This window comes from Streptomyces canarius, from assembly GCF_014650735.1.
In the GTDB taxonomy this organism is placed as follows: Bacteria; Actinomycetota; Actinomycetes; order Streptomycetales; family Streptomycetaceae; genus Streptomyces; species Streptomyces olivaceoviridis.
Window position 1 is genome coordinate 162,668 of record NZ_BMVN01000011.1, and the last position, 13,874, is coordinate 176,541.

11 protein-coding genes are annotated in these 13,874 nt (G+C 73.7%); 5 read left to right on the plus strand and 6 right to left on the minus strand.

Translation table 11 applies throughout. The annotated features are described in order from the left end of the window. Positions 1–166: 166 nt before the first annotated feature. From IE294_RS18405 to IE294_RS18415, 3 genes are read left to right on the plus strand one after another with little or no spacing between them, the layout of a single operon-like run. Positions 167–1,006 carry an SDR family NAD(P)-dependent oxidoreductase gene (locus IE294_RS18405; RefSeq protein WP_189887377.1) on the plus strand — a complete coding sequence of 280 codons (840 nt, stop codon included), beginning with the start codon at positions 167–169 and terminating at the stop codon, positions 1,004–1,006. A 6-nt stretch (positions 1,007–1,012) separates the two neighbouring features. Beyond that, positions 1,013–1,939, plus strand: coding sequence for a DMT family transporter (locus tag IE294_RS18410; RefSeq protein WP_189887379.1), 927 nt, complete (start codon positions 1,013–1,015; stop codon positions 1,937–1,939). A gap of 7 nt (positions 1,940–1,946) precedes the next feature. Beyond that, positions 1,947–2,711, plus strand: coding sequence for a polysaccharide deacetylase family protein (locus IE294_RS18415; protein ID WP_189887381.1), 765 nt, complete (start codon positions 1,947–1,949; stop codon positions 2,709–2,711). Positions 2,712–2,974: 263 nt separating this feature from the next. Here IE294_RS18415 and IE294_RS18420 read toward each other — a convergent pair whose 3' ends face one another. Next, the gene (locus IE294_RS18420) at positions 2,975–4,093 is read right to left on the minus strand and encodes an MGDG synthase family glycosyltransferase (RefSeq protein ID WP_189887383.1); all 1,119 of its coding nucleotides are present in this window, start codon (positions 4,091–4,093) and stop codon (positions 2,975–2,977) included. Between the two features lie 193 nt (positions 4,094–4,286). Here IE294_RS18420 and IE294_RS18425 point away from each other — a divergent pair, with 193 nt between their 5' ends. After that, the gene (locus IE294_RS18425; protein WP_189887386.1) at positions 4,287–5,117 is read left to right on the plus strand and encodes a YhjD/YihY/BrkB family envelope integrity protein; all 831 of its coding nucleotides are present in this window, start codon (positions 4,287–4,289) and stop codon (positions 5,115–5,117) included. On the opposite strand, the gene IE294_RS18430 is transcribed toward IE294_RS18425, so the two are convergent. The 5 genes from IE294_RS18430 to IE294_RS18450 all read right to left on the minus strand — a co-directional run bounded on the left by IE294_RS18430 (position 5,114) and on the right by IE294_RS18450 (position 12,235). After that, positions 5,114–7,930, minus strand: a complete 2,817-nt coding sequence (locus IE294_RS18430) for an NHLP bacteriocin export ABC transporter permease/ATPase subunit (protein ID WP_189887387.1) — start codon at positions 7,928–7,930, stop codon at positions 5,114–5,116. The genes IE294_RS18425 and IE294_RS18430 overlap by 4 nt on opposite strands. A 1-nt stretch (position 7,931) precedes the next feature. Next, positions 7,932–10,154 (minus strand): NHLP family bacteriocin export ABC transporter peptidase/permease/ATPase subunit, encoded by a 2,223-nt coding sequence (locus IE294_RS18435; protein ID WP_189887390.1) that lies wholly within the window; start codon positions 10,152–10,154, stop codon positions 7,932–7,934. Further along, positions 10,151–10,957: a biotin/lipoyl-containing protein gene (locus IE294_RS18440; protein ID WP_189887393.1), complete on the minus strand. Its 807-nt coding sequence runs from the start codon at positions 10,955–10,957 to the stop codon at positions 10,151–10,153. The genes IE294_RS18435 and IE294_RS18440 overlap by 4 nt, the downstream gene beginning before the upstream one ends. A 101-nt stretch (positions 10,958–11,058) precedes the next feature. After that, positions 11,059–11,277 carry a type A2 lantipeptide gene (locus IE294_RS18445; protein ID WP_189816729.1) on the minus strand — a complete coding sequence of 73 codons (219 nt, stop codon included), beginning with the start codon at positions 11,275–11,277 and terminating at the stop codon, positions 11,059–11,061. Positions 11,278–11,821: 544 nt separating this feature from the next. Then, positions 11,822–12,235, minus strand: a complete 414-nt coding sequence (locus tag IE294_RS18450; RefSeq protein WP_189887395.1) for a PaaI family thioesterase — start codon at positions 12,233–12,235, stop codon at positions 11,822–11,824. A 189-nt stretch (positions 12,236–12,424) separates the two neighbouring features. Here IE294_RS18450 and IE294_RS18455 point away from each other — a divergent pair, with 189 nt between their 5' ends. Next, positions 12,425–13,798 (plus strand): S1 family peptidase, encoded by a 1,374-nt coding sequence (locus IE294_RS18455; protein ID WP_229917208.1) that lies wholly within the window; start codon positions 12,425–12,427, stop codon positions 13,796–13,798. Positions 13,799–13,874: the final 76 nt, after the last annotated feature.

The window sequence follows — 13,874 nt, forward strand, 5'->3', positions numbered from 1 at the left end:
GTACACCTAGAGCTTAGGTCACCGCGATCGAAACGGCAACGTTTCTCTATTGCGGCCCACTTCGCCGTGCGCGGAGTTTCAGTGTGTGGCGCCCTGGATACACCGCGAAGGTTCGGCCCCGACAGTTCGCGAGCCCGTGCAACGCCGTCGCAGTGAGGTCGTCACCATGTCCCATGCCCCGTCCTCCGCAGGACCGTCGAACGACACCCGGCCGCTGCCGGCCCCGGCCGGAACGGCGGACACCGCCCCCTGCCCCGGCCGGGGCGGCACCGCCCTGGTGACGGGCGCCTCCTCGGGCATCGGCGCGGCCGTGGCCCGCCGGCTGGCCGCCGAGGGCGGCTGGCGGCTGGCCCTGAACGGACGCGACGTCACCCGACTGGAGCAGGTGGCCGCACAGGCCGGTGCGGTCGCGCTGCCCGCCGACCTGACCCGGCCCGGCGCCGACCGCCGGCTCGCCGGCCTCGCGCTGGACCACCTCGGACGGCTCGACCTGCTCGTCGCGGGCGCCGGCGTCGGCTGGGCCGGCGACTTCGCCGGCATGCCGGCCGCGCGGATCGACGAGATCGTGGGGGTCGACCTGCTCGCCACCATGCACCTGGTGCGGACCGTGCTGCCGCACATGGTCGCCGCCGGATCCGGACGCGTCGTGCTCATCGGATCCCTCGCCGGCAGCGTGGGCGTGCGCGGTGAGGCCGTCTACTCCGCGGCGAAGGCCGCGCTGGCCACCTTCGCCGACTGCCTGCGCTACGAACTGCGCGGCACCGGGGTGGGCGTCAGCCATGTCATCCCCGGCGTGGTCGCCACCCCCTTCTTCGACCGGCGGGGCACCCCCTACACCCGGGCCTGGCCGAGGCCCGTGTCCGCCGAACGCGTGGCCGACGCGGTCTGCGCCGCCGTCCTGCACGGCCGGGACGAGGTGTACGTCCCCGGGTGGCTCCGGCTGCCCGCCCGGGTGCGCGGCGCCGCGCCCGGACTCTACCGGCGGCTCGCCGCCCGCTTCGGGTGAACGGCCATGATGGCGCTGACGGTGCTGCTCGCCCTGCTCGCGGCCCTGTCCAACGCGTCCGCGTCGGTCCTCCAGCGCCGGGCCGCCGTGCAGGAGGAGCCGGACCAGGACGGCGGGGCGGGGTCCGCGGTGCGCCGGTTCGCCCATCTGCTGCGCAGACCCTACTGGCTGGCGGGCGCCGGACTGCTCGGGCTGTCCAGCCTGTTGCAGGCCGGGGCGCTGGCCGTGGGCAGCCTGTCCCTGGTCCAGCCCCTGCTCACCGCCGAACTGCTGTTCACGCTGGCCGTGGGCAGTGTCGTCTTCCGGCGCCGCCCGGAAGCCCGCACCTGGCTGGCGTTCGTCGCCCTCGCCGGCGGACTGGCCCTGTTCCTCCTGGCGGCGGCGCCGTCCGCCGGCCGGCCCACCGCGCGGCCGGGGGACTGGCTGCTGGGCGGCGGCGGGGCGCTCGGCGTCGTCATCCTGCTGGTGGTGGCCGCGCGCCCGACCCGGGGCGCGTCGCGGGCCGCGCTGCTCGGCCTCGCCTCCGCCGTGTCCTTCGCCACGACCGCGGCGCTGCTGAAGGAGGCCGTGGGGCGGCTCGCGCAGGGGCCCGCGGAGATGTTCGGCCACTGGTCGCTGTACGCCACGGGGGTCGCCGGACTCGTCGCGTTCCTGCTGCTCCAGGGTGCGCTCGGGGCCGGCTCGCTGACGGCCTCCCAGCCCGCCCTCACCCTCGGCGACGCGCTCACCAGCGTGGTACTCGGCTGGGTGCTGTTCGGCGAAACCATCCACCTGGGCCTCAGCCTGCTGCCGGAGGCGATCGGCGTCGCCCTCATCGGCGCGGGCAGCATCGGCCTGGTCCACTCGCCGTCGGTCGGCGGGGAGTGGGACGCCACCGACCCGGAGGAGTCCTCCGGCTCCACCGCCGCGGTCCCGCGCACCCCGAGGAGGTAGGTCACCCATGTCCCTCGTGTCCGGCCGCGCCGTGCGGACGGCCGCCGTCCTGCTGCCCGCCGCGGTCGCCGCGGCCCACATCGGCCCGGCGGCCACCTGGCTCCCGGGCGTACGGCTGCCGCTCTTCCCCGGACTCGTCGGCACCGGGCCCCGCCGGCACATCGCGCTCACCTTCGACGACGGACCGGACCCGGTGTCGACCCCGCGCTTCCTCGACGCGCTGGACGAGCTCGGGGTGCGGGCCACGTTCTTCGTCCTCGGCGAGCAGGCGGTGCGCCATCCCGCGCTGGCCCGCGAGACGGTACGGCGCGGGCACGAGCTCGGGGTGCACGGCTGGACCCACGACCGGCCCTGGTGGCCGGCGTTCGCCCGCGACGCCGAGGAGGTCGCCCGGACCGTCCGCGCGGTGCACGACCTCACCGGCCACCGCCCGCGGTGGTACCGCCCGCCGTACGGCATCCTCACCACGAGCCGCTGGCTGGCCGCCCGGCGGGCCGGACTGCGGACGGTGCTGTGGTCGGCATGGGGCAGGGACTGGACCGCCGACGCCACGCCCGCGTCCGTACGGGCCCGGGTCGCCGCGGACCTGCGTGGCGGCGGCACCGTCCTGCTCCACGACTCCGACCGCCACTCGGCCCCCGGCTGCTGGCACGCGACCCTGGCGGCCCTGCCGACGGTGGTCGGGGACTGCCGTGAGGCGGGGCTGGTGGTGGGGCCTCTGCGTGACCATGGGCCGGTTCCGGTTCCGGGTGGGGTGGTGGCGGGGGAGTGACGGGCGGCGCTCGGGCTCGGCTGGTCCGGTCAGCGACCGTGGGGGTCTCCCGGCGAGCACGGATCGGCTTCGCTGCCGGAGCGGGGGCCTGCCGGCGTACGGGTGTGTCGGCGGTGTCGGTCAGGGACCGGTGTGCCGGTCGGCGCGGTGCCGTACGCCTCCCTGACCTGACCTGACCTGACCTGACCTGACCTGACCTGAGCCGAGCCGAGCCGACCCGACCCGTCTCGGCCATGGCTCCCGGGCGTCCGGCCCCGGCCCGGTCACGGGTTCGTCGCCAGATCCGTTACGCGGTCCAGGGCCTCCCCTCGGAACACCGTGCGCCCGCGGGCCACCCGGTCCGTGCGCTCCCGGGTGTGCTCCCCGAGCCGCCCGAGCGCCGCCAGCAGGGCGGGGGCGTTAGGGGCCAGCTCGGACAGGCCCAGCTCGGTCATGCGGCGCACGCCGTCCGTGCCGTGGCCGGGGAGCGGGCGGTGGGCGATCACGGGCAGGCCCGCGGCGAGGGCCTGGACGGCGGTCTGACCGGCCGCGTTGTCCACCAGCGCGTAGCAGGCGGCCAGCAGGCCCGGCATGTCGTCGACCCAGCCCAGGGCGAGCGCCGCCGGCTCCCGGGAGACATGCGCGCGCAGCCGCTCGTTGCGGCCGCACAGCACCACCGGCAGATAGCCGGCCGCAGCCAGCAGCCGGGCGGTGGCGGCCGGGCGGGACGCCGCGCCCCAGGCACCGGCGGACAGCAGCACCGGGGGCCGGCCGGGCGCCCGCCGGGCGAACCGCTCCCGCCAGCGGGCCGCTCCGGGGGCCGGCGCGCGGAAGGCGGGCGCGACCACCGGGCCCGTCGTGACCACCGGCACGGCCAGCGACCGGCGCACCTGTGCCGCCGCCGCGTCCGTGAGGCACAGATAGCGGTCGTTGCCCGGATGCAGCCACTGCCGGTGCACCGCGAAGTCGAGCAGGAAAACGGCGCTCGGCACCCGCAGCCCGCCCCGCTCCCGCAGATGCCCGGTCAGCTGCGCGGCCAGGTGGAAGACGGACACCACCACGTCGGCGCCCGTCCGGTCCACGAGTTCCGTCAGCCGGTCCCCGGCCAGCCGGGCGAGCGGAATCCCGCTGGGCCGCCGGCCGGGCCCACCGCGCAGGAACGCGGCGTAGACGCCGCCGTACAGCCAGGGCAGGTGCCGTACCGACGCCTGGTAGCCGCGGCGCAGCCCCGTACCCAGCCCGTACGGCAGCAGCGCCAGCACGTCGGCCACCCGGGCCTCGTGGCCCCGGCCGGCGGCCCGCCGCGCCAGCTCGGCGGCCACGGTGTCGTGACCGGCTCCCATGCTCGCGCTCAGGATCAGCATGCGCAGCCGGCCGCCCGGCGCGTCCTCGGTGGTAGGCACGGAGTCCGATTCTCCGCCGCCGCGACGCGCAAACCGCGCACCCGCCGGCCGTGTCGCCGGCCGGACGGTCACCCGTCCGCAGCAGTGCCCCGGGCCGGTGCCCGCCCTCGGGCTGCGAGTCGCGCGGCGCGTGCCAGGCTGGATGAATCGGCACAGGAGAGCGTGTGGTGGGCGGCGAGCGGCGGGAGGAGCCGTGAGGCGGTTGCGGCGCGGCCTGCACCGCGCGTGGCGGTGGCTGCGGGTCCAGACCCTGTTCGAGCACGGCCGGGAGCTGGAGCTGATGCACCGGGCCATGGGGTTCGCCACCCTGGCCCTGGTCACGCTGGCCCCGCTGCTGATCGTGGTCGCCGCGGCCGACCCGCTGGTACGCGGCGGCTTCGCCTCCTGGCTCACCGACGGCATGGGCCTGTCCGGGCGGTCCGCCCACGTCATCACCGACGTCATCAGCCCCCCGCGCAACGTCATCGGCACCACCAGTGTGTGGAGTGGCGTCCTGCTCGCTGTGTTCGGCGTGTCCTTCGGCGGCAGCGTGCAGAACGCCTACGAGCGGATCTGGGGCCTGGCCTCCGGCCCCTGGCACCGGGTGTGGCGGCAGGCGACCTGGCTGGTGGTGCTGACGGCGTACCTCTACGAGGAGGTCGCGACGAAGTCGACGCTGCACGGGGCGCAGCGGATCGTGTTCTCCGCGCTGAGCGGAGTGCTGTTCTTCTGGTGGGGGCAGCGTTTCCTGCTCGGCGGGCAGGTCCACTGGCGCTCACTGCTGCCCGGCGCGGTGGCCACGATCATCGGCCTGGCCGGCCTCCGCGCCTTCTCCTACCTCGTCTTCACCCCGCTCATCGTCACCAACGCCCTGAGCTACGGCGCCGTCGGAACCGTACTCGTCATCGAGTCCTGGCTCATCGGCGTCGGCTTCGTCATCTACGGCGGTGCCCTGTTCGGCCGCTGGTTCACCCAGCACCACTGGGTGCCGTCCCACCACCACGACGAGCCGGCCCGGCCGGGTGACGAGGAGGAGCCCGGCTAAGCCAGCTGCCGGCGCACCAGCTCGTGCAGCCGGCCCCCGGTGTCCGCGAGGAGCTCGGCCGGGGTGCCCTGCTGGACGACCTTGCCGTCCTCCATCACGATCACCCGGTCGGCGTCCATGACGGTCGACAACCGGTGGGCGATGACGATCCGGGTGGCGTTCAGCTTGCGGGTGCTGTCGATGACGATGCGCTGGGTGTCGTTGTCCAGGGCGCTGGTCGCCTCGTCGAAGAACAGGATGCGCGGGCGCCGGATGAGGGCCTGGGCGATCATCAGGCGCTGCCGCTGGCCACCGGAGATCGCTCCGCCCGCCGCGACGATCGTGTGCAGTCCCATTGGCATCCGCTGGATGTCCTCCGCGAGCCCCGCCAGCTCGGCCGCCGCCATCGCCTCCTCGGGCGTGTACGGCTCGGTGCCGCAGATGACGTCCATGATCGAGCCGGTGAACGGCTGGGCGTGCTGGAGGACGACCCCGCACTGGCGGCGCACCGCCGACTGGTCGAGCGCCGCCAGGTCCTGGCCGTCGTACAGGACGCTGCCGGAGACCGGCCGGTCGAAGCCGATGAGCAGGCGCAGCAGCGTGGACTTGCCGCAGCCGCTCGGGCCGACGACCGCAACGAACTCGCCCGGCCGTACGGCGAAGGACACGTCGTCCAGCACGAGCGGGCCGTCGTCGGCGTACCGGAAGGACAGCCGGCGGGCCTCCACCGCGCCGGACAGCGGGCCGGGGCGGGTGCTCGCCGTACGTACCTCGGGCGTGGCCTCCAGCACCGGCTTGATCTCCTCGAACAGCGGCAGCGCCGCCACCGCCGACACGAACGCGCCGGTCAGCTGGGTGACCGAGGTCAGCACCATGGTCACCGAGGTGTTGAAGGCGAGGAAGTCCGCCGCCGACATCGCCCCCCTGGCCGGCCCCGCCAGCAGCATGAACACCAGCAGGGTGCACACCGGCAGGTAGACCGCGCCGAGGACCGTGGTGAGGTTCTTGATCCGGCCGGCCTTCTGCTGGAGCTCCCGGCTGTGCGCGAACTGGCGCGCCCAGGCCGCGTAGGCGTAGTTCTCCGCCGCCGCCACCCGCAGCTTCGGCAGCCCGCGCAGGGTCTGGAACGCCTGGTTGTTCAGCTTGTTGCCGAGCACCACCAGGCGCCGCTGCCAGCGCACCTGCCACAGTCCGAGCCCGCCGAACACCGCCGCGATGACGACGAGCATCCCGATCGCGGCCGTCGCCATCGCCGGGCTGTACCAGAACAGCAGGGCGAGGTTCATCGCGCCGACGGTCACCGACTGGGCGACGACCGGGCCGACGCCCGCCAGCAGCCGCCGGATCGTGCTGATGCCCATCGCGGCGCTGGCCAGCTCGCCCGTGGAGCGCTGGGTGAAGAAACGGGTGGGCAGCCGCAGCAGCCGGTCCCAGACGGCGGGTTGCAGCGCCGCCTCGATCCGGCCCTCCAGGCGCAGGATGGACAGGTTCTCCAGCAGCGTGAACGCCGCCGCGACCACCCCGCTCACCATGACCGCCAGACACACCTGGACGATCAGGTCCTCTTGCGCCCTCGGCACGTACTCGCCGAGCACCTTGCCGGTCGCGATCGGCACCAGCGCGCCGATCGCCACCGTCACCAGCCCCGCGAGGAGCAGGTTCACCAGGTCGGCGCGGGTGCCGCGCAGGCTGAACCGCAGCAGCCCGAGCGGCCCGAGCCGCTTGTCGGGCAGCGGCCGGTAGAACATCACCGCGCGCGGCTCGAACTCCTCCGCGTTCGCCTTCTCGACGGGTGTCTCGCGCCCCGTGCCCGGGTGGACGGCGACATAGCCGCCGCGCCGCCACAGCAGCGCGACCGGCGCCCCGGACAGCGCCCGGTGGCCGACGAGCGGGCCCAGGTTCTCCCGCCACCAGCGCCCGTTCAGCCGGACGGCCCGCGTCCGCACCCGGGAGGCCAGCGCCACCCGCTCCACCGGGTCCAGCCGGTCGCTCTCCGTGCCGCTCTGCGCGGGTTCGGCGAGCCGGATGCCGGCCGCCTCGGCGACCAGCTTGCAGGCCGCGTACGTGGCGTCGGCGTCGGCGCCCGTCGTACGGCGCGAGGAGCGCTTGCCGATGGAGGCCAGCAGGGTCCGGTCGGCCTGGGCGCGGACCGCCTCACCGGCCTTGATCCCGGCGGCCGTCCGGGTCTCGTGGGTGCGCTCCAGCTGCTCGATCCACCGGTCCAGCGCGGTCAGCAGCCGGTACTGCTGGTCCACCATGCTCTGCCACAGCGCCGGGTCCACCAGCAGATCGGCGGCGGCCTCCGCGCCGTACAGCGAGCCGTACTGCACGCTGCCCGGCGGCACCTGCATCCAGAACACGTCGTCGTCCGCCGGGGCCGTCGCCCGCTCCTCGGCCAGCGGGGCCTGGAACAGGACGGACAGGCCGCGGCCGACACCGAGGGCGAGCGCGTACTCCAGCGGGCTCGACGTCGGCGGCACGTACTGCGGGTTGCCGTACTCGTCGTAGGACCAGGTCTGGGTCTGCGCCGGCTGGTACAGCTCGCGCAGGTTGACGCGGTGCACCACGCAGTCCCGGACCGGCCGGGCCACCAGGGTGTGCTGGGGGCCGGCGACCGGGCCGAGCAGCAGCGTGCCCGCCTCCAGCCGGCCGAGGTGGTGCCAGTGGCCCTGCTGGGCGGCGTCCACCGCGTACAGGTCCAGGGCGCCGGCCGCGACCAGCCACAGCACCTGCGGACCCTCCAGGTCCAGGCGGCTCAGACCGGCGCAGTCGAACCGCGTGCCGAGCGAGCCGAGCGCGCCCAGGACGAGGTCCCCGTCGTGTACGGAGGTCATCTCACCGCTCCCTGACCAGCGCCGCGTACGCGCCGCCGCGCGCCACCAGCTCCTCGTGCCGCCCGCGCTCCACGACCGTGCCGTGCTGGAGGACGACGATCTCGTCGCTGTCGCGGACCGTGCTCAGCCGGTGCGCGATCACCACGCAGGCACAGCCGCGCCGCCGCAGGTTGTCCATCACGACCAGCTCGGTCTCCGCGTCCAGCGCGCTGGTCACCTCGTCCAGCACCAGGATGCTCGGCCGGCGCACCAGCGCCCGCGCGATCTCCAGGCGCTGGCGCTGCCCGCCGGAGAAGTTGCGGCCGTCCTGCTCGACCCTGCTGTGGATGCCGCCGGGCCGGCGCATCACCACGTCGTACAGCGCCGCGTCCTTCAGCGCCTCCACCACGGCCTCGTCCGGGATCGACGGGTCCCACAGGGCCACGTTGTCGCGGACCGAGCCCTCGAAGAGGAAGACGTCCTGGTCGACGAAGGAGACGGAGGCGGCGAGCGCGCTGCGCGGGATGTCCTCCAGCCGGCGGCCGTCGATGCGGATCACCCCGTCCCACGGCGTGTAGAGCCCCGAGATCAGCCGGGAGACCGTGGACTTGCCGCTGCCCGAGCCGCCCACCAGCGCCACCTGCTGCCCGGGGCCGACGGTCAGGTCGAAGCCGGTCAGCAGCGGCTGGTCCAGCGGGCTGTAGCCGAAGGTGATGTTCTCCAGTTCGACGTGCCCGTGCAGCCGCCGGGTCGAGTCGCCGCCGCCGGGGCGGGCGTAGAGCGGGTCGGCCTGGAAGTTCTCCACGTCCTTCAGCCGGGCCACGTCGGCGGCGAAGTCCTGGATGCGGCCCGCCACGCCGTTGAGCCGGGTCAGCGGCGCGGTGAAGCGGGTGACCAGCGCCTGGAAGGCGACCAGCAGACCGACCGAGATGTGCCCCTCCACCGCGCGCATCCCGCCGATCCACAGGATGAGCGCGCTGTTGAAGGTGGCCAGCGTCGGCGCGACCACGCCGAGCCACGCGCTCGGCACGCCGAGCCGCTGCTGCTCCTCCAGCGTGCTGGCGTGCTGCCCGGCCCACTTGCGGAAGTAGCCGTCCTCGCCGCCGGTCGCCTTCAGCGTCTCGATCAGCTGGAGGCCGGTGTACGACGTGTTGGTGAGCCGTGCGCTGTCGGCGCGCAGCTTCGCCGTGCGCGTCGCGCGCAGCCGTACGACGAGCCGCATGGCCACCACGTTCAGCAGGGCCACGGCGATGCCGACGCACGTCAGCTGCGGGTCGTAGGTGTAGAGCAGGACCGCGTACAGGACGACCACGATCGCGTCGACGCCGGCCGCCGCGAGGTCGCGGGCCAGGGTCTCGGCGACCTGGTCGTTGGACTGGAGGCGCTGCACCAGGTCGGCGGGGGAGCGCTGGGCGAAGAACGTCACCGGCAGCCGCAGCAGATGGCGCAGGAAGCGGGCGCTGGAGAGGGTGGAGGAGATGATCCGGCCGTGCAGCAGGTTGGCCTGCTGGAGCCAGGTCAGCACCAGTGTGAGCAGCACACAGGCGGCCATCGAGGCGAACAGCACGCCCAGCAGCGAGGTCTGCCCGCCGATGAGGAACATGTCGATGTAGGTGCGGCTGAGCGCGGGTACGGCCGCGCCGACCGCCACCAGCAGCAGGCTGGCCAGGACGGCGGCGGGCAGCGTGCCCGCGGTGCCGCGCAGCCGGGCCGGCATCGCGCCGAGCACACCGGGCCTGCGCCCGCCCTTGGTGAAGCCCTCGCCGGGCTCCAGCACCAGCACCACACCGGTGAAGCTGCCGTCGAACTCCTCCATGGGCACGAAACGGCGGCCCTTGGCGGGGTCGTTGACGTACACCCCGCGCCGGCCGAAGCGGCGGCCCATGCCGTCGTAGACGACGTAGTGGTTGAACTCCCAGAAGAGGATGGCCGGGGACCGCACCTCGGCGAGGGCGGCCAGGTCCATCTGCATGCCCTTGGCCGTCAGGCCGTAACCGCGGGCCGCCTTCAGCAGGTTGGAGGCGCGGGAGCCGTCGCGGGAGACACCGCAGGCGATGCGCAGCTCCTCCAGCGGGACGTGCCGGCCGTAGTGGCCGAGGACCATGGCGAGGGAGGCGGCGCCGCACTCGACGGCCTCCATCTGGAGCACGGTGGGTGTACGGACCGTGCCGGTACGGGACTTGGGGACCGGCCGCTTCGCGGGGGCGGCGCGTCTGCGACCGCGGGTCTCCTGGGCGGTGGTCACGGGAGCAGCCAATCGACGGGATGCTGGTCGGCGAGCCGGACGGAGCCGGTGGCGAGGGTCATGGAGTCGAGCCGGAACGGCGGTCCGTCCGAGGTGGACCAGCGGTAGCCGCTCTTGGTCGACGAGGACGTGGCGAGTTCCACCAGGACGGCCACCGGGCGGCTCTTGCGGGTGAACTGCTCGCCGAGCTGGCTGTCGCCGAGGAACGCGGCGACGGACTGGGCGGACTGCGCGGTGCGGTCCACCGACTTCACCTCGCCGCGCAGCACGCCGTACCGCTGCGTCGGTACGGAGGACACGGTCAGGTCGACCGAGGCGTGCGCCGGGATGGCGGCGGCGTTCTCGGCCGGCACGTACACGGTCGCGTACAGCGGGTCGGAGGCGTGGGCGACCTTCTCGACCGCGGCGACGTCGGTGCCGGTCTGGATGATCTGGCCGATGGTGGCGGCGAGCGTGGTGACGCGTCCGGCGGCGACCGTCCGGACCACGGTCTCGCCCTTGTCGTTACGGACCTTCAGGACGGGAGCGTTCGCGGGCAGCCGCTCGCCCTGCCGGGCCAGGACGGCCGTCACCTGTCCGGCCACCGGGCTCTGGAGCAGATAACTGCCCTGCCCGTGGGTGAGGATGGCGGGCGCGCTCACGGTGGAGGCGACCGAGCCGGTCACCGCCCAGACGGAGGCGGCGGCCATGACGACGACGGTGACGCCGAGGGCGAGCCAGCCCTGCGGGCGCGCGAGACGCACCGGGAGGTCCAGCTCCTCCGCTGACTGGAGCTTGGCGAGGGCCTGTTGGCGGAACTGCACGGTACTTCCCTCACCTGTGGGAGAGACGCGGGTGTTTCAGGGCACCGATGAGTCCCGGAGCCGTGGGACGGCTCCGGGACGTCGGTCACACCGAGGTGCGATCAGAGGCTGGCGACCAGGCCGTTGACCGGGGCGACGTTCAGGCCGGAGACGCCCTCGACGGTGCCGACGACCGTGTTGACCAGGCCGGTCACGCCCGGGGCCACCGCGTTGACGGTGCCCAGGGTGCTGTTGAGGGTGTTCACGGACAGACCGCCGGAGACGTTGTCCAGCTCGGCGTCCGAGATCTCGACGGTCTCAACCTGGGGGGTGGAGTTCATGGTGGAACTTCCCTTCATATGGATATCTCACAAGGGGGGAGCGGCCCCCTCTGGGGACAGACGGACGGCCGCGACCGCAGGCGCCGGGCGCCCGTTTCCGGAGGCCCGCCGGACCCCCGCGGTGCGATGGATCAAAGCACGCACGCGGGGCGCGCTTCCAATCAACCAGGGCTCTCACCTGGGAACTTGGCGCGTGAGGGGGGTCCAACCGTGCAGGTCCGCGCACGGCGTGTCGGCGACTCCTTCACATGGCGCACGGCATCGTCGCACCGGGCGTCTTGCCCCGCGGATCGCGAATCCGGCACTCCTCGCCAAAGACATGCCGGGGGGCGCGCGTTTGTGCAGAACTCCGGGCGGCCGTGACGCGCCTGGGTATTCGATGTGCAGATTCCCTGAAGGGTGGATTCCGCTTCATGTTCGCAACTGACCGTTACCGATCGGTCGCTGAACGTGTCAGTGTGGAATCGTGTCGGTCGACATGGCGTCAGCCCACATCGCGTCAGCCGGTCTCACGACAGTCGACTTCACGCCAGCCGGCATCGCGTCAGCCGAGAAGCGCGTAGACCGTGCTCGCACGGGCCGCGAGCGCGCCCGAGGAGGCGTCGCTCAACGTGACGTCCGCGAACGCCATCCGGCGGCCCAGCTTGGTGAGCACCGCGTCGACCAGGACATCGGCGCCGGTCACCGCCCGCTGGAACGAGGTCGACTGCTGCACCGTCGTCATCGGCACGAACCCGCCCCTGGTGGCCGACACGGCGATCACCGTCGCCGTGTCGGCCGCCGCCATCAGCGCCTGGCCCGACAGTCCGCCGCCCTCCCGGGCCAGCCGGCCGGACCAGGGCAGACGCAGCACGGCCCGGTCCTCGCCCACCGCTTCGACGGTCAAGCCCAGATCGAGCACCCAGGGGGCGAAGTTGGCGGAGAGGATCTTGTCGGCTTCGGCGGTGGTCATCGTCATATGAGGGATTGTTCCCGGCCGCCCGCCGTGACACGCGGAGCATGGCCGGTTCCCCGTGCCGGTACGGCCGTGCGGAAGCGGAATTGAACACACCACGCGGCCGGTGCGTACGTACGGCCATCCAGGCGCCCCGGTACGAACCCGATACGCACTGCCCGTGAGCGGCAGACCCCGTGGAGGTCGAGAAGTTTGAGTCACAAGCGAATGCCCAAGCGCAAGGCCGCGATAGCGGTGGGCGGTGTCGCGGCGCTCGGGGCGGCGGCCCTCCTGCTGCCCAACGCCAACGCCTCCCAGGACCAGGACAGCGCGACCGCGGGCGGCACGGCGGGCGCGAAGACCCTGAAGGCCACGGACGCCTCCGGACTCGCCGGCCGGCTCCAGGAGATCCTCGGCGACGCCTTCGCCGGGTCCTACTACGACAGCGGCAAGCAGCGGCTCGTCGTGAACGTGGTCAGCGGCGACAGCAACGTCATCGTGCAGGCGAGGAAGGCCGGCGCGGTGGTCCGCCAGGTCGACAACAGCATCGACGAACTCAAGGCCGCCGCACAGACGTTGAGGACCAGGGCGACCATCCCCGGCACCTCCTGGGCCGTCGACCCGCGCACCGACAAGGTCCTGGTCACCGCCGACTCCACCGTGACCGGCGCCGACTGGAACAGGCTGCGGTCGACCGTGCGCGGCCTCGGTTCCGGCATGGCGACCCTGAAGAAGTCCTCCGGCACCTTCAAGACCTTCGTCTCCGGCGGCGACGCCATCTTCTCCCAGGTGCAGGGCGGCAGCGTCCGCTGCTCCCTCGGCTTCAACGTCACCGCCTCCGACGGCAGCCCCGCCTTCCTGACGGCCGGTCACTGCGGGGTCGCGGCCAGGGAGTGGTCCGACTCCGAGACCGGGCAGCCCATCGCCACCGTCGACCAGGCCACCTTCCCCGGCGAGGGCGACTTCTCCCTCGTCAAGTACGACGACCCGAACACCCGGGCGCCCAGCGAGGTCAACGCCGGCAACGGCCGGACCGTCCGGATCAGCCAGGCCGCCGACGCCACCGTCGGCGAGACCGTGTTCCGGATGGGCTCCACCACGGGGCTGCACGACGGCCAGGTCACCGGCCTCGACGCCACCGTCAACTTCCAGAGCGAGACCGACCCGAACGGCGTCGACACCGTCACCGGCCTCATCCAGACCGACGTCTGCGCCGAGCCCGGCGACAGCGGTGGCTCGCTGTTCACCCAGGACGGCAGCGCCCTCGGCCTCACCTCCGGCGGCAGCGGCGACTGCACCGGCGGCGGCGAGACCTTCTTCCAGCCGGTCACCACCGCCCTCCAGGCCACCGGCGCGACGCTCGGCGACGGCGGCGGCGGTGGCGGTGGCGGTGACAACGGAGCGGGCGACCAGGCCGGCGCGGGTGCCGGTGACGAAGCCGGCGCCGGTGACCAGGCGAGCGCGGGTGACCAAGCGGGTGCCGATGACCCGGCCGGTGCCGGCGGTGACGGGATCGGGGGCAGCGCCGATCCGTCCGGTGCCGGCGCGGCGGACGACGGGTCGCCGTCCCTCACCGGCTCCCACTGACCGGACCGGCGGGCGGTGAGCCGACCGGCACTGACCCGGCCGGCCCCGCACCGACCCGGCCGGTCCGCGCCGCAGG